At 60.8% G+C, this 16,388-nt stretch carries 9 protein-coding genes; 5 read left to right on the top strand and 4 right to left on the bottom strand.

Going from position 1 to position 16,388, the window contains the following annotated elements; genetic code table 11:
* Positions 1 to 49: 49 nt before the first annotated feature.
* The gene (locus tag AB1J88_RS26640; RefSeq protein WP_145594723.1) at positions 50 to 871 is read right to left on the bottom strand and encodes a carbon-nitrogen hydrolase family protein; all 822 of its coding nucleotides are present in this window, start codon (positions 869 to 871) and stop codon (positions 50 to 52) included.
* Between the two features lie 124 nt (positions 872 to 995).
* On the opposite strand from AB1J88_RS26640, the gene AB1J88_RS26635 reads away from it, so the two are divergent.
* Both AB1J88_RS26635 and AB1J88_RS26630 read left to right on the top strand, forming a co-directional pair.
* Positions 996 to 1,796, top strand: coding sequence for a helix-turn-helix transcriptional regulator (locus AB1J88_RS26635; RefSeq protein WP_041068300.1), 801 nt, complete (start codon positions 996 to 998; stop codon positions 1,794 to 1,796).
* Between the two features lie 139 nt (positions 1,797 to 1,935).
* Positions 1,936 to 3,555 carry an FMN-binding glutamate synthase family protein gene (locus AB1J88_RS26630; RefSeq protein WP_430292325.1) on the top strand — a complete coding sequence of 540 codons (1,620 nt, stop codon included), beginning with the start codon at positions 1,936 to 1,938 and terminating at the stop codon, positions 3,553 to 3,555.
* Positions 3,556 to 3,590: 35 nt separating this feature from the next.
* On the opposite strand, the gene AB1J88_RS26625 is transcribed toward AB1J88_RS26630, so the two are convergent.
* From AB1J88_RS26625 to AB1J88_RS26615, 3 genes are all read right to left on the bottom strand, one after another.
* Positions 3,591 to 3,953, bottom strand: coding sequence for a GtrA family protein (locus AB1J88_RS26625; protein WP_086791754.1), 363 nt, complete (start codon positions 3,951 to 3,953; stop codon positions 3,591 to 3,593).
* Positions 3,954 to 4,067: 114 nt separating this feature from the next.
* Positions 4,068 to 5,555 carry a glucosyltransferase domain-containing protein gene (locus AB1J88_RS26620; protein ID WP_430292324.1) on the bottom strand — a complete coding sequence of 496 codons (1,488 nt, stop codon included), beginning with the start codon at positions 5,553 to 5,555 and terminating at the stop codon, positions 4,068 to 4,070.
* Positions 5,556 to 5,752: 197 nt separating this feature from the next.
* Positions 5,753 to 7,171 (bottom strand): amino acid permease, encoded by a 1,419-nt coding sequence (locus tag AB1J88_RS26615; protein WP_095668395.1) that lies wholly within the window; start codon positions 7,169 to 7,171, stop codon positions 5,753 to 5,755.
* Positions 7,172 to 7,605: 434 nt separating this feature from the next.
* Here AB1J88_RS26615 and AB1J88_RS26610 point away from each other — a divergent pair, with 434 nt between their 5' ends.
* The 3 genes from AB1J88_RS26610 to AB1J88_RS26600 all read left to right on the top strand — a co-directional run bounded on the left by AB1J88_RS26610 (position 7,606) and on the right by AB1J88_RS26600 (position 16,320).
* Entirely contained in the window at positions 7,606 to 8,064 is a 459-nt protein-coding gene (locus AB1J88_RS26610; protein WP_222018484.1) for an REP-associated tyrosine transposase, read from the top strand.
* A 297-nt stretch (positions 8,065 to 8,361) separates the two neighbouring features.
* Positions 8,362 to 11,475 (top strand): transglycosylase domain-containing protein, encoded by a 3,114-nt coding sequence (locus AB1J88_RS26605; protein ID WP_430292322.1) that lies wholly within the window; start codon positions 8,362 to 8,364, stop codon positions 11,473 to 11,475.
* Between the two features lie 156 nt (positions 11,476 to 11,631).
* Positions 11,632 to 16,320, top strand: a complete 4,689-nt coding sequence (locus AB1J88_RS26600) for a dermonecrotic toxin domain-containing protein (RefSeq protein WP_430292321.1) — start codon at positions 11,632 to 11,634, stop codon at positions 16,318 to 16,320.
* Positions 16,321 to 16,388: the final 68 nt, after the last annotated feature.

The raw sequence follows: 16,388 nt of genomic DNA, 5'->3' as shown, positions 1-16,388 counted from the left end.
ACGCAGTGCAATGGTGTAGGAGCTGCCGAAGGCTGCGATCTTTTGATCTTCAGCGCGCAGGAATCAGCAACTCACGCAATCCGCACGCGTGCTCCACCACCTCCCCCGGCAGCTTCAACCGCTGATCATCCAGATAGCGGTAATCCTGGCGCGCGACCTGCAACCGGTCGAAATCCAGCTCGACACTGAACGTCCCTTCTTCGCGCCCCGCCTCGAACAGCAACGTCCCCAGCGGATCGACCAGCGCACTGCCGCCGGCAAACATCAAGCCGTCATCCCCGGCCTCGACGCGATTGACCATCAGCGCAAACGCCTGGTTTTCCTGAGCACGGGCCATGATCGCGGTGCGGTGAGTCGGGGCGTACGGGTCCATGTTGCCGTTGGTCACGATCAGCAACTCGGCGCCCAGTTGCGCCAACGCGCGGGCGGACTCCGGGAACTCGATGTCGTAGCAGATCAGCAGGCCGACGCGCACACCGTTCCACTCGCAGGTGGCGTAGCGGTCGCCGGCCTCGAACACGCCGCGATCCGACGCCCAGAGGTGGGTCTTGCGGTATTTGAGGGCGATGCCTTCGGGGGTGATCAGCAGCGTGGTGTTGTAGAAGCGACCGTTGTCGTTCTCAGCCATGCCGATCACCACGGCGATGTTGCGCTCGCGGGCAGCGGCCAGCACCGCGCGGACGGTCGGGCCATCCAGCGGCTCGGCGATCTGTGCCACGGTGTCAGCCGTCGGGAAGCCCATCAGGTGGGTTTCCGGGAATACGATCAGTTGCGTGTCGGCACCGCACGCGGCAATCGCCGCGAGGGCGCGTTCGAGGTTGTATGCGGTGCCATTGTCACGGCCCGCCAGTTGGGCGAGTTCGACTTTCATTGCGAGTCCTTGTGGTCATGGCCGGGCCCTGAAAGATTGCCCGGTGGCTGTCTGTGGGCCAGTATGCGCAGCAAGCAACCGGCAGGGAATCACGCGGCCGGGGTAACCCGATAGGGGTAGATTCATGACCGTTTCGTTTGATGACATCACTTGGCACCGCGCCGTCGGGCAGTTGATCGACGCACTGGACAAGCCGAATTTCTGGGCACAACTGGTGCGTTTGCTCGACCAGTACGTGGCATTCGATAGCTGGGTGGTGTTGCTGTTCAGCGCCGATCAGCACCCGCAAGTGTTCGCCGAATGCCCCGCCGAGGACGGCAGCCCTGACCCGTTGTTTCAGGATTATCTGCGCGGGTTGTACTTGCTCGATCCGTTCTACATCGCCTGCCGCGAGCAGTCGCGCACCGGGCTGTATCGCCTGTCGGAGGTGGCGCCGGAGCATTTCGAGCTGACCGAGTATTACCAGCGATACTTTCGTCTGAATGTGGTCGCCGACGAAATCCAGTTCAATTGCCAGCTCGAAGGCGAACGCACGCTGTGCCTGTCGCTGGGCAGTGAACAACGTTTCACTGGCGAACAGATTGCTTTGCTGTCTTTGATCCAGCCGTGGGTGCTGGGTCTGTTGCGCCAGCGCCTGCCGTACGAAATCAACGAAACCGTGGCCCTCGCTGCCGCGCCTGCACCGGCCGACTGGCGGGTGCAACTGGAAGCGTCGGTGCAGCAACTCAAGGGTGCGCAACTGACTGCCCGGGAGCTGGATGTCGGGCGTTTGATGCTCAGCGGTTGCTCCAGTAAAGAAATCGCCCGTAAGCTGGAAATCTCCGTAGAAACCGTGAAAGTCCATAAGAAACACATGTACAGCAAGCTGGGGATCAAATCCCAGTCGGAGCTGTTTTCGATTTTTCTCCAGGCGCAGAACGCCTGATAACGCGTGGAAATGCTTACCTGTGGGAGTTGATTTGCTGTGGTGAGGGGATTCATCCCCTCACCACAATAAATCTCATCAACAGGCCCGCCTGCTGCCACAGGTTTGCAAACCATTGAGTCCGAACCAAGGAAACCGTATGAGCCTGTCACTCCTGAGCCGCTACGCCTTCTTTGCCGTCTGCGTGATCTTCACCCTCGCCAGCCTGCCCTTTCTCGAACACGACTGGCTGTGGCCAATCACCGCCGTCACCGGCGTGCTGAGCCTGCTCGGTCTGTTCGACCTGCTGCAGAGCCCGCACGCGGTGCGCCGCAACTACCCGATCCTGGGCAACATCCGCTATCTGGTCGAAGGCATCCGCCCGGAGATCCGTCAGTACCTGCTTGAATCCGACAGCGACGCCCTGCCCTTCTCCCGCGCCCAGCGCTCGCTGGTCTATTCGCGGGCGAAGAACGAAACCGCCGACAAACCCTTCGGCACGCTGATCGACGTCTATCAATCGGGCTTCGAATTCATCGGCCACTCGATGCGCCCGGCGCCCTTGAGCGACCCGAGCAGTTTCCGCGTCACCGTCGGCGGCCCGCAATGCACGCAGCCGTATTCGGCGTCGGTGTTCAACATTTCGGCCATGAGCTTCGGCTCGCTCAGCGCCAACGCCATCCGCGCGTTGAACCAGGGCGCCAAACTCGGCAACTTCGCCCACGACACCGGCGAAGGCAGCATCAGCCCGTATCACCGCGAACACGGCGGCGACCTGACCTGGGAACTGGGCAGCGGTTATTTCGGCTGCCGTACCAGCGATGGCCGTTTCGACCCGGAACGCTTTGCCGCCCAGGCGCAGAATCCGCAGGTGCGGATGATCGAAATCAAGATGAGCCAAGGCGCCAAACCCGGCCACGGCGGGATCCTGCCCAAGCACAAAGTTACCCAGGAAATCGCCGACACCCGCGGCATCCTGATGGGCGAAGACTGCATCTCGCCGTCTCGCCACAGCGCGTTTTCCACGCCGATCGAAATGATGCAGTTCATCCAGCAACTGCGTGAGCTGTCCGGCGGCAAACCGGTGGGTTTCAAGTTCTGCCTCGGGCATCCGTGGGAGTTCATGGGCATCGCCAAGGCCATGCTGGAAACCGGCATCCTGCCGGACTTCATCGTGGTCGACGGCAAGGAAGGCGGCACCGGCGCCGCACCGGTGGAGTTCACCGACCACATCGGCGTGCCGATGCGCGAAGGCCTGCTGTTTGTGCACAACACGCTGGTCGGCCTGAACCTGCGTGACAAGATCAAGCTCGGCGCCAGCGGCAAGATCGTCAGCGCGTTCGACATCGCCAGCGTGCTGGCCATCGGCGCCGACTGGGCCAACTCCGCGCGCGGCTTCATGTTCGCCATCGGCTGCATCCAGTCGCAAAGCTGCCACACCAACAAATGCCCGACCGGCGTTGCCACCCAGGATGCCCTGCGTCAACGCGCCCTCGTTGTCCCGGACAAGGCCCAGCGCGTCTACAACTTCCACCGCAACACGCTCAAGGCACTGGCAGAAATGTTGGCGGCGGCCGGTCTTGAGCATCCGTCGCAACTGTCGGCCAAGCACCTGGTGCGACGCATGTCGGCGACCGAGATCAAGCTGTTCTCGCAGCTGCATGTGTTTCTGAAACCGGGGGAATTGCTCACCGGAGAAGTGAATGGCGAGTTTTATTCGCGGATGTGGCAGATGGCGCGGGCGGACAGTTTTGAGGCGCAGGAAATAGCCGCAGCATGATGATCGATGCGCCAGCCCGATCGGCAGGCTGGCGCTCAGCTCCGTTGCTGGCGAAACAGCACAAACCGGAAAAAGCAGTACCCCAACGTCAGGTTCAGCACGCTAAACACCGTTACCGTCAGCAATCCATGCCAGCCATGCGTATCGGCAATCACGCCGATGCCGAAGCTCGCTCCCGCCATCAGCCCCATAAACAGCAAATAGCCCAACACCGACGTTTTGCTGTCAAAGGTGTAAAGCAGGTTCACGTAAAACGAAAACGCCGCCGCCACGCAGAATGCGGCGAAGTTACTGGCTGCCTGGGTCAACCCGATGGCGCTGCACAGGACGAAAAAAATCTGCCAGTGGATAAGTGCATCAGCGATGCCAATCACTGTCAGCGCAGGAAATCCTTTCATTACGGTTCCTTGCCATGGCTTGGTCCGGCTGACCTTCGAAGCTAGGGCAAGGCGCTTGAGTGGTCTACTGTCAGAAATTACAGGTGCGGGATGGATTGCGACGGACGGTCAGGATTACCACTGCAGCAACCTGCCGTGGGGCGGTTCCTTCATGACGATGAAAGCGTAATCGCCAATCAGGTAAATCCGGTAATACAGGCTGTCCACCAACGCAGGAAAACCCTGATAACCAACGCGTGTGGCGTTGCGCCGTTCGCGTTCGGCGACCACGTTGGTGATGCCTGCCGACGGCAGATTTTCCGCGAGGATGAAGTAGTCGACGTTGAGCAAATAGTGCAACACCGGCAGCTGTTTGAATGAACCGGCCGCACTGGCCAGCCAGCGATCGGAGTAGCTGACCGAGAGGTAAATCCGTTTCGCTTCACGCAGCTCACGATGGGCGGCGATGTCGTGGCTCAGGCTGTACAGCGCGCTGTTGGCAAAGGTTTTCTGCAGGCTCAGCACCCGGCCATAGGCGAAGGACAGCGAGAGTGTCGCCAGCAGCGCAATGATCAGCAGCAAGGGCAATCGGCGGTGCCCGGACGCCAGCGCAACGTGCGCCAGATAGAACAGCCCCAGCAGTAACACGCCGAACCCCATCAGGGTCCGCGCGCCTTCATTGAAATCCCGAAACAGCAGGGTGATTCCGGGCACCAGCAAGACCAGAACGGGCAGCGTGAGCAAACACAGCAGCAGGCTTGGCCAACGGCGTTGGCGGCCCCGAACCAGACGCAGACAGCCCGCGAATGCACACAACACCAGTGCAGCGAAAACCCACGAGTAGCCGCCGTGAAACAGCAGCGCAACATTCTGTAGCACCCGGGAGAAATTGATGCCGATCTGCAACAGCGGGTGGGTGTCCGGGTTCAACAGATCCGTTCTTCGCAACGTCTCCATGAACGGATAAGCCGTGATGCTATAGATCAGGATGCCGAGGCCCGCTTGTGCGAGCTTCCAGCCCAGCATCCGCAGGATCTGCGGCCACTGCGTTTGCCGCTGAACAGCCCTGATCAACTCGACACCACACAGACCGAGAAACACATTGAGGCTGATCTGATACAGCCCGATCGCCAGTGCCAGCAACGCCGCCGGTACCAGCCAGCGCTGTACCCGCGATGAAGCTTCGAACGTGATGGCGTAGATCACCGCGACCATGCTCAAGACCATGATCGGGCCATCGTATTGATAGGACAGGTTCTGCAGCAGAAACGGGTTGTACCAGAGCGGCAACGCGACGATGCAGCAGGCCAGCGTCGGTTCGACAAAGTAGTGAACGGTCAGCCGAGTCAGCGCCAGACTCATCGCCACGACGGCGAGCAACAGGGGTAACGGATAGATGTTCGGTGCCGCCCCGGTGAGCGTCAGCGCCTGATAAAACCAGTCGGCAAACAATCGGCCCTGCCCGGCCCAGGCATTCGCGGCGGCCAGCGTGCGCCAGTTGTCGTCAATGTAGGGGAAGTCGGCGAGGATCAGCGGCAGGGCGTACAACGCAGTGGCAAGCAGGAAGAACAGCATGACTTGCCGCTGACTGAGCTCTCGCTCGAGAAATGCGCTCGCCCTCATGTCTGCGCCTCGGTTACTGCCGCGCGGGAATGCTGAGTGATACAGGTTTGAGCCTTGCTTCTGGGTTTGTATCGCTCTTTCAGACCGGCGGTAACACGGCAAAAGATCGCAGCCTGCGGCAGCGCTTACATGGGAAATGTATTAACCCTGTAGGAGCTGCCGAAGGCTGCGATCTTTTGCTTTTGCTATCGACTACATCAAGTCGCCGAACGCACCGCGCCCTGCGTTTCACCGCTCGGCTGCAACTTGAACACGTAGAACAACACCGTCAGCAGCACCAGGAACGCCGGCCCCACGTACAGTGCCACGCGGGTGTCCGGGAAGTACGCCATCAGGCCGACCACCAGCACCAGGAACGCCAGCGCGAAATAAGAGCTGACCGGGTACAGCCACATCTTGTATTTCAGGCCGGCACGTTCGCTGGCGCTCAAACCTTTGCGGAATTTCAGTTGCGCCAGCAGGATCATGACCCAGGTCCAGATCGCGCCGAAGGTGGCAATCGACGTCACCCAGACGAAGACTTTCTCCGGCACCAGGTAGTTGAGCAGCACACCGATCAGCAGCGCGAAAATCGACAGCAGCAGTGCCCGGCGTGGCACGCCGTTGGAGGTCTTGGCGAAACCGGCCGGGGCCTGACCGTTCTGCGCCAGGCTGTACAGCATGCGCCCGGTGCTGAAGATGCCGCCGTTGCACGACGACAGTGCCGCCGTGATCACCACGAAGTTGATGATGCCAGCAGCGGTCTTGATGCCCAGACGCTCGAAGGTCATCACGAACGGGCTGCCTTGAGTGCCGATTTCGTTCCACGGATAAATCGACAGGATCACGAACAACGCGCCCACGTAGAACAGCAGAATGCGCCAGAATACCGAGCCGATCGCATCGGGAATGGTTTTCTGCGGATTCTTCGCTTCACCGGCGGTCAGGCCGATCATCTCGACACCGAGGTAGGCGAACATGACCATTTGCAGGGACATCAGCACACCGGTCACGCCGTTGGGCATGAAGCCGCCATGGGCCCACAGGTTGGAAATCCCCAGCGCCACGCCGTCGTTGCCAAAACCGAAGGCAATGATGCCGACGCCGCCGATGACCATGGCGATGATGGTGACGATCTTGATCAGGGCGAACCAGAACTCGAATTCACCGAAGGCCTTTACCGCGATCAGGTTGATCGAACCCATGCTGACCAGCGCCGCCAGGGCCCAGATCCAGCGCGGCACATCGGGGAACCAGATGCCCATGTACACGGCGACCGCCGTGATTTCCGCGACGCAGGTCACCAGCCACAGGAACCAGTAGTTCCAGCCGGTGAGAAAGCCCGCGAGCGGGCCGAGGTAGTCCTGGGCATAGCGGCTGAACGAACCCGCCACCGGGTTGTGCACGGCCATCTCGCCGAGGGCGCGCATGATCACCAGGATCGCCAGGCCGCCGAGAATGTAGGAGAGCATGATCGCCGGACCGGCCATTTCAATGGCCTTGGCCGAACCCAGGAACAGGCCGACACCGATACAGGCGCCGAGCGCCATCAGGCGGATATGCCGTTCACCGAGTTCGCGTTTGAGCGGGCCGCCGTGAGCGGTCTCGCCATGGGGCAGGTGATTGCCGACTGGCATAGGGATACAACCTCGTCTTGTTATTGGATATGACCGCCGAGTGGCGAAGCGTCGACCGATAGGCCTGAACTTCCCGAAACCGCGCCGGCCTCGTGGGCAAACGCGTCTCGCAGGTCCCGACCTGCAAGATCAGCGGGGCGTGCAGTATAAAAAGCTTGTGACAGGGCTTTTCACTCTATAAACCGCAACATTCAGCGGGAAATCTCGGCATTCCGCCGGTTTACGGAGAGGCATTACCTGGACTCCGTAGGATTTTTCCCCACTAAAAAGGCCAGCGAGTATTGCACAGCATTGGTGCACCGTCATGCCCCTGTGGTGACTTCAATTTTCCCAACCCCACCTGAAAAACGAAAATTCCTACGGCATTTACAGATCTCCCAAGAGCAATCCGCCGCTAGCCTTCAGACCTTGATTACTGAACGCAGGGAGCGAACATGCCAGTCAAACCAAATACCTACCGTCTTCGTTTAGGCCGACATTCCGAAACAGGCCGAGCCTATTTCGTCACTTCAGTTGTGTATGACCGCCAGCCGATATTTTCCGACTGGCGCACAGGCCGTTTATTGGTTGCAGAGTTTCGCCATGCCCATGAACAAGGCTTAATAGAATCCATTGCGTGGGTGATCATGCCTGATCACTTTCATTGGCTGATGCAGTTGAGCAGCGGCAGTCTGGGCGCTGTTGTTGGCGCGGTTAAGGCGCGTTGCACCCAAACCGTTAACAGGAAAACCGGTCGTCGCGGCCGATTGTGGCAAACCGGTTTCCACGACCGGGCGATTCGTGACGGCGAAGACTTGAAACCGTTCGCCCGTTACATCATTGCCAATCCGCTACGAGCAGGATTGGTGGAGCGGATTGGCGATTACCCGCTTTGGGACGCCTGCTGGCTCTAGGCCCATTACTGAAACTAAATTATGTCAATTCATCTGTGGCGAGGGGATTTATCCCCGATGGCCTGCGCAGCAGGCCCAAGCTCTTCAAATGCGGTCATCATTGGTGAGGGGCCGCTTCGCGCCCCATCGGGGATGAATCCCCTCACCACAGATAAGTCCCCTCGCCACAGATAACCTCCACAGCCAGCGACTTCAGTTTTGTTCAGATGACTTCCCCGCACATTTTTTTCCCCATCACCAACCACCGTCTAAGCTTCAGTCAAGTCCGATCAATCTGCGTGAATGGATCAATCGACTATGGGCGCTTTGTGGCAAACCGATTCGAGTAAAGCCGTGGTTCCGACTGAACGTGTGGATGAAGCGCCTGTCCCCCCCAAAAAACGCCGCAACCGGCATGGCTGGAAGGCGTTCTGGTTATTGCTGCTGATTATTGCCATCGTCGTGGGTCTGGCCGCGAGCAAGGAGATGCGCACCTCGCGTTTTCAGGCCCGGGAGCTGAGCCAGTACGCCGCCTCGCTCAAATATCAGCTGGAACCGGGCCCCAGCGAAGCGATCCGCTACCCGGGCAACGGGCCGTTCGATCTGCGTCTGGGTTACAGCTCTCTCGATGAATTCTTGCCGCGCCTGCTCAAGCGCGACTACGTGATCACCGAGCAGACGCGGTTTTCTCCGGCGCTGCTGAGCTACACCGACAAAGGCCTGTTCGTGCCCTATTCGGAAAAGATCCAGGCCGGGCTGTCGATTACCGATTGCCGCGCTGCGCCGTTGTATCAGTACAAGTACCCGCAGCAGCTGTATTCGAGTTTTGCAGCCATTCCGCCGGTGGTGGTCAGCAGTTTGCTGTTCATCGAAAACCGCTTTCTGCTCGATCCCAAGCAACCGCTGGCCAACCCGGCGGTGGACTGGCCGCGCTTCGGCATGGCCGCCTGGTCGCAGGTGGCGAAGCTGCTGCACCTGCCGGGGCAATCGGCGGGCGGCAGCACTTTGGCGACGCAACTGGAGAAGTACCGGCACTCGCCCGATGGCCTGACGGTGTCCGGTGCGGAGAAGATCCGCCAGATGATTTCCGCCAGCGTGCGCGCCTATCAGCCCGGGCCGCAAACCCTCGGCGCGCGGCAGAACATCATCCGCGACTACCTCAACAGCGTTCCCCTCTCCGCCGTGCCGGGGCATGGTGAAGTCCATGGCATGGCCGAAGGTTTGCGGGTCTGGTACGGCAGCGACTTCAACCAGGCCAATGCACAGCTGAACAGCCCGGCCACCGACCCGAAAACCATGGCCGACAAAGGCCTGGCCCTGCGCGAAATGCTCTCGCTGATGATCGCCCAGCGCCGTCCTTCGCATTACCTGACCAAGGGCCGTGAAGAACTCGCCGACCTCACCGACAGCCACTTGCGCCTGCTCAAGCAGAACGGCGTGATCGACAGCGCACTGGCCGATGCCGCGCTCGCGAGCAAGGTCACTTACCGCGACTGGCAGACCCAGCCGACCCTCCAGCCGATCGAAACCAACAAGGGCATCAGCGTTGCCCGCAGCCGTCTGGCGACGATGCTCAATCGCCCGCTGTACGACCTCGATCGGCTCGACCTGTCAGCCACCAGCACCTTGCAGGGCGATCTGCAAACCCAGGCCACCGACTACCTGAAAAAGCTCGCCGATCCCGCGTTCGCCGGGCAGATCGGTCTGATTGGCGAACGCCTGCTCACCCCCACCAGCACCACCCAGGTGCGCTACAGCTTCACCCTGTTCGAACTGACCCCGGACGGCTCGCGGGTACGCGTGCAGACTGACAGCACCGATCAGCCGTTCGACATTAACGAGGGCAGCAAGCTGGAGCTCGGCTCGACGGCGAAAATGCGCGTGCTCACCACTTACTTGCAGATCATCTCCGAACTGCACGACAAGTACGGCGCCATGAGCGTGCCGGAACTGAAGAAAGTCGAGGTGCCGGATCAGGATCGTCTCAGTCAGTGGGTGATCGATTATCTGATCCAGAACAAGGATCACGACCTGTCGAAAATGCTCGGTGCCGCGCTCGACCGCAAATACTCCGCCAGCCCCGGCGAGGCGTTTTTCACCGGTGGCGGCCTGCATGTGTTCCATAACTTTCGCAAGGAAGACAACGGCCGCATGCCGACCTTGCGCGACGCCCTGCGCGAATCGATCAACCTGCCGTTCATTCGCCTGATGCGCGATGTGGTGCGCTACGTCACCTACTCCGGCCCCAACAGCAGCGCCGAACTGCTCAAGGACGACCGCGACCCGCGACGTCAGGAATACCTGGCCAGTTTTGCCGATCGCGAGGGGACCTCTTTCCTGCTCAAGTTCTGGAAGAAGTACAAGAACAAGGACACCCAGGCGCGCCTCGACACCTTCCTCGACAGCATGCGCCCGACGCCGATCCGCATGGCCGCCGTGCATCGTTACCTGCTGCCCAATGCCAGTCAGGAAGACTTCAACAGCTTCGTGCGCGCGCACCTCAAAGGCGCCAAGCTCACCGAAAAACTCACCGACGATCGCCTGATCCGGCTGTACGACGCCTACGGCCCGGGCACCTACGATCTGCCGGATCAGGGCTTCATCGCCAAGGTGCACCCGCTGGACCTGTGGTTGATGGGCTACCTGCTGCACAACCCGGATGCCACCTTCAGTCAGGTCGTCAAGGCCAGCCAGTTCGAGCGTCAGGAGGTCTACAGCTGGCTGTTCAAGAGTAAACACAAGGGCGCCCGTGACAGCCGCATCCGCACCATGCTCGAAATCGAAGCGTTCCTCGAGATTCACCAGCGCTGGCAGAAAGTCGGCTATCCGTTCGACCATCTGGTGCCGTCGCTGGCCACCGCCATTGGCAGCTCCGGCGATCGTCCTGCCGCGCTGGCCGAACTGATCGGCACCATCCTCAACGACGGCGTGCGCATGCCGACCCTGCGCATCGACAGCCTGCACTTTGCCGCTGGTACACCCTATGAAACGCGCCTGACCAACGACCCGCACGTCGGCAAACGGGTGATGCCGTCGGAGGTCGCGACGGCGATGCGCGAAGCCCTTTCGCAAGTGGTGGACTCGGGCACGGCGAAACGCGTTTCCGGCAGTTTCAAAACCGCCGACGGCACGCCGTTGGTGATGGGTGGCAAGACCGGCACCGGCGACAACCGCATCGAAGCCATCGGCTCCGGCGGGCGGATCCTCAGTTCCAAGTCGATCAACCGCACCGCGACCTTCGTGTTCTACATCGGCAACAACCACTTCGGCACGCTTACCGCGTTCGTCCCCGGGCGTTCGGCGGAGAACTTCAAGTTCACCTCGGCGCTGCCGGTGCAGGTGCTCAAGGGCATGGCGCCGATCCTTTCGCCGTATCTGCAGCCGGGTACGCAAACCCTGTGCCAGCCCGACCCGATGACCGCAGCACGTTAGGCTGGCGCCTGGGTGGTAACGGAGTATTTTTTGCCGTTGAATTTCCGCTGTTTCGCGGCGTAAACACGCCGCGCTTCCAACCTGTTTTTGCGCTTTTTTCGCGCCGGGTCATTTCTTAGTCTGATCGTTCCATTTTGATCAACGGACGATCAGGCCATGCCCAACCCTTCCCTGACACTGTATCGATCGCAGCAGACGCCTTCTGCCCAAGGTCATAAAAGTGTCCATCACGATCTGGTTAAAGATGCCCTTCCCGACTGGCTGTACAAGGCTTCGGCAGCACGAGTCGAATCATTGAAAAACATCACCTTGACCATGCCTGCATGGCATCGCAGCGCTGCGGCCAGCGAGCATCAACGGCTCAAGGATGAAATGCGCCAGGCATGGACCGCGCAGAACAACATCGATCGCGCACTGAGCAAGCTGCAGGATGCGCGCACCTTCGCCAGACCCTTGCTGCAACAGGCCTTGAAGACGCGCTTCGGTGTCGAGGACGATGTCGAGGACACCTGGGTGCGGCTGTACATGCCAGTCAAAACGTCCTGGTGGGCGCATGACTTTGCCAACGGCACGCAGAGTCGCACGGTGTCGCTGCTGGACGCGGCATTGCATAACTTTTCCAGCGACGAAACGTTCACTGCCGACTCCTGCTTTATCACCCGTCCCGATGCGCTCGGGCAGTTTTCGGTCAAGGCACTCAAGCACAAGATCAGCTTCGAGCAGTTCAAGGCATTGTGTCGCGAGTTGGATATCGGCGCGCGCTACCAGGCCCACTTGCACGAATTCGTGCTTTCGAAAAACCAGGTAGCCCGTCAGTACCTGCAGCTCAAGGTGACGCACAGCCAGAAACAGACACTGCGAGTCGCCGCGCGCATGGCCCTGCTCAAGGGCGACATCGACCGTCAGGCATTTGAAGTGGTGCAAGGCATGCTCGAAGACCGTGCACAAGTACTGTGGCACGGCAAGGCTGTGCGCTATCACACGCTGACGATGATGGACACACCGCTGACAGGCATTGTACTGGTCAGCGCCGACCCGCTTGCCGCCACGCGGCCCCTGCCGGTTCTGGCCTATGTGCCCCACGACCCGGAGCACCCACTCAAGCAATATCCCGATTCACTGGCGTTCATGGCCGAGCTGACCCGCCAGTTGCGCGACACCTCTCCGTCCTCGTCTTACCAGCGGTTTTTCAGTCAGTTTGTCCCGCAGCGCCAGCGAGGCTATTTCTTCGCCCGACTGAATGAGCGCCTCAGCCATGTGACATGGCAGGCGACGCCCTCCGGGTCGAACTTGCCCAACTGGCGCGATACGCCTGTGAATCATCCCAACCTGCAATTTCGCGTAGCGCCGGTTCAACAGGATCGCGAAACACGCTTTACCGGCGACCTGTGGCAGTACCTCTACCAACAGAAACTCAACAAGATTCTCAACGATGCCCGGGAGATTGCGATAGCCACCGAATACGCCGACCGCATGGCCCGCTGGGCATGGTGGGACAATCTGGAAAAAATCCTGACGGACATGCTCAATCTGGCGATGCTGGTGGCCGTGCCCTTCGTTCCCGAGCTGGGCGTATTGATGCTGGCCTATACCGCGTACCAGGTCACCGATCAGATTGTCGAGGGAATCGTCGACCTGGCCGAAGGTCACTTGGCCCAAGCCGGTGCTCAAGCCATCGGTGTGCTGGAAAGTATCGTGCAACTGGGGATTTTCGCTGCCGGTTCCAAGCTGGGTAGCGCGGCACTGGTCAGGCTCTCGCCGTTTTTTGAAAGCCTGAAGCCGGTAAAACTCAGCGACGGCCAGACGCGCCTCTGGAACCCCGACCTCACTCCGTATCGTGTGACCGACCAGATACTGCCCGCCACCACCCGTCCCGATGCGCAAGGCTTGCACCCGCTGGGCAGCAAGCACGTGGTGAAGCTGGATCAGCAGGTGTTCGAGGTGACCCGGGATCCACTGAGCGGTGAACACCGGATTCGTCATCCACGCCGCCCCGACGCCTACGCGCCGACACTCAGGCACAACCGCCATGGCGCATGGGTCTGTGAATCGGAAAACCCGCGCCAGTGGCAAGGCCCGCAGTTGATGCGCCGAATCGGCCACGCCACCGATGGATTCAGCGATGCGCAACTGGAACAGATTCGCCAGTTGACCGGCACCGATGAGAACATCCTGCGGCGCATGCATGTGGAAAACGCGCCGCCCCCGCCTCTGCTGGCCGATACCCTGCTGCGCCTGGCAAGCCAGCCGGCACCGGAGGACGCGGCGCCGGCTCTTTCTGCCCCGGCCGCCCGGGTACTGCGTGACTGCCCGCAACTGACGCCGGTGCTGGCCGAACGTGTTATTAGCCAAGCCCGTCCGCTGGAGATGCAGCGGATCACCCTGCGACAGCAGGTGCCGTTGCGTCTGAAAACCCTGGCTCGCGAGCTGGAGTTTGAGGTGCAGTCGGTTCGAGCGGCGCAAGGGCTGCAACGCGAAGCGCTGATCACGGTCGAGAGCGAACGCCTGGCCTTGGGCGCGTTGCGTCATCACAGCGATGCCTTTGGCGCGCTGCGGATCGACATCCGTGACGGAACATTCGACGGCCCCCTGCGCAGCAGTGCCGGCGCCGAGTCGGCCGAGCGGGTCCGGGTGCTGGTGCGCACTGGCGAGAACCTTTATCAGGTGCGCGATGGCTCGAATCAACTGCTGCGCCGGGCTTGCGGTCTGTATGAAGCGATTCTCTACGCGAGCGAACATCAGGGCCGAAGCGTACTGGGTTACAGCACCGGCGATGCCGAGCAGCTCAAGCAATGGATCATTGCCAAAACCACCGCCCCGAGCGAACGGCGCACGGTGCTGGCCGAACCGCCGATCCGCCCCGTTGTTCAATTCGACACCCAACTGTTGGTGCGCGGAGGCGGTTTGAGCCGAGACGGCGCGAGCCTGCATGAACGCATCGAGGATCTGCATCCGCACTTCACTGCGCGCGAGGTCGATGCCTTCGCCCAGGCCTTGACCGAACAGGGCGAACCGCTCAAAGCCATCGAGGCGATGGAGAACGATCTGGATGAACTGCGTGAAACGGTCAATCGCTGGCGCTATCAGCAACCGGACACCTGGGGACCGGGCAGCCATGATTTTCGCGATGGCGGCGGATTACACATCCACAACCGTCTGCTGGCTTGTTTTGAACGCAAGACCGAACACTTGGGACAACGCAGCGATCCATCCTCTTACGCGCTGGATCTGTCGCGCGAAATGCTTCCCCTGAACCTGGAAACCTGGTGGGCCAAACGTCCGGAACTGAAAAAATTCCTCGACAAGGTCACCGTGCTCAAACTCGATAACACACGCTTTGCCACTGATTCCAGCGGCTTGCTCAAGGACTTCCCCCACCTGATCGAACTGAGCGCCAAAGGCTGCGACCTGCCCCGTTTGCCAGAGCGCATCGGCACGTCCTTGCGCCGCCTCGAGCGCTTGCGTCTGAGCGATAACAAGATTGTGCTGGATGCCGCCGCCGTCGAGCGTTTACGCAGCCTGACGTACCTGGAAGTGCTGAAACTCGATGACAACCCGCTGGGGCTGTCGCCGAACCTGTCACGCATGCCCAGGCTCAAGGTGGTGGGCCTGAAAAACACCGGGCTGACCGCCTGGCCTGAAGGCATTCTGGCCAGACCTCGTCCCCGTGGCTTTTTGCTCGACCTGCGCGGCAATCCGCTGACGACAATTGCGGAGGTGATCAGCGGCTCCGAGGCACAGTGGCTGGTGGCACGTACGCGCCTGGACGTGGTCAGCCTGTCTGAGGTCAATCAGGTGATCTATCAGACCCATCGACGCGCGGTGGGCCTGCCCGAGGAGACGGTGCTGCCGGCCGATCCCACGCGCAACTTCTCGATCATTTCCGCGTTTGGCGCCGATTATTGGAGTGACGTGCCCGGTTGGGGCATCAACCGGGAAACGCCTTGGTCGGAGCTGGTGGAGGAACCGGCTGCGCAACCGTTCATGGCGACGCTGCTCGGTGTACGCGAATTCGCCGACTACCGCGCCGGCGGTGAACTGCGCCAGCAACTGATGCAGCGTGTGTGGCGCATGCTCGATGCCGTGCACCACGACAGTCGGCTGCGGGAAAAACTGTTCACCATGGTGGTCGCTCCGGTGGACTGCGCGGACGCCGGCGCTCAGTTGTTCAACCACATGGGCATCAACGTGCTGGCTTCCGAGGCCTATGCCTACGCGATCGGCTCCCGGGAACTGGAAAACAGACTGGTCACCCTGGCCCAGGGCGCGGCGCGCCTGGAACAGGTGAACGACATTGCCCGTGCGGACGTCGACAGCCGAGGCGGCAATCCTGACGATGTCGAAGTCTATCTGGCGTATCAGACCGGCCTGGCCAGACGCCTGGGCCTGCCCTGGCAGACCGAATCCATGTTGTTCCGACCGGTGTCGGGCGTGACTGACGCGATGATTGATACGGCGTACGACACGGTGCTGGCACTGGGTGAAGGCGATGGCCTGGTGGACAAGATGCTCGAACAGGACTTCTGGCAGAACTACCTGCAAGAACAGTTTCCAGCGCGCCTGGCCTCGAACAAGCATCGCTACCTGAAGCTGTTCGAACAACTGGAAACCTTACGCGAAGTGCAGCAGGAATGGCTGGATTCGACCACGGATCAACAGCGCGCCGAGCGGCGCAGCCGACTGCGCGAACTCGCTGCCGATCTGCCGATCCCCGACACCGTGCTGTTCGCTGATACACCGATCAGCGAAGCGACCTATAACCGCGTGCTGATCGATTTGGTGGATGAGGAAAAGGCTCTGGCCAGACGCTTGACTCGTGATGCCATGAGACGCGCCGGTCTGTAACGGTAAACCGCGCTGGCACAATCGCAGGCGTGCGCCGCCGAGCAATGGTGCCAGCGCAGTCCGGTGGC

This window comes from Pseudomonas sp. S8, from assembly GCF_050473925.1.
Taxonomy (GTDB): domain Bacteria; phylum Pseudomonadota; class Gammaproteobacteria; order Pseudomonadales; family Pseudomonadaceae; genus Aquipseudomonas; species Aquipseudomonas parakoreensis.
This window is presented reverse-complemented; position numbering and strand designations above follow the sequence as displayed.

Excerpts from the sequence above, each read along its gene's own strand:
- AB1J88_RS26630 (WP_430292325.1), top strand. The coding sequence starts at position 1,936 with ATGAGCCTGTCACTCCTGAGCCGCTACGCCTTCTTTGCCGTCTGCGTG.
- AB1J88_RS26640 (WP_145594723.1), bottom strand. The coding sequence starts at position 871 with ATGAAAGTCGAACTCGCCCAACTGGCGGGCCGTGACAATGGCACCGCA.
- AB1J88_RS26620 (WP_430292324.1), bottom strand. The coding sequence starts at position 5,555 with ATGAGGGCGAGCGCATTTCTCGAGCGAGAGCTCAGTCAGCGGCAAGTC.
- AB1J88_RS26625 (WP_086791754.1), bottom strand. The coding sequence starts at position 3,953 with ATGAAAGGATTTCCTGCGCTGACAGTGATTGGCATCGCTGATGCACTT.
- AB1J88_RS26635 (WP_041068300.1), top strand. The coding sequence starts at position 996 with ATGACCGTTTCGTTTGATGACATCACTTGGCACCGCGCCGTCGGGCAG.
- AB1J88_RS26605 (WP_430292322.1), top strand. The coding sequence starts at position 8,362 with ATGGGCGCTTTGTGGCAAACCGATTCGAGTAAAGCCGTGGTTCCGACT.
- AB1J88_RS26615 (WP_095668395.1), bottom strand. The coding sequence starts at position 7,171 with ATGCCAGTCGGCAATCACCTGCCCCATGGCGAGACCGCTCACGGCGGC.
- AB1J88_RS26600 (WP_430292321.1), top strand. The coding sequence starts at position 11,632 with ATGCCCAACCCTTCCCTGACACTGTATCGATCGCAGCAGACGCCTTCT.
- AB1J88_RS26610 (WP_222018484.1), top strand. The coding sequence starts at position 7,606 with ATGCCAGTCAAACCAAATACCTACCGTCTTCGTTTAGGCCGACATTCC.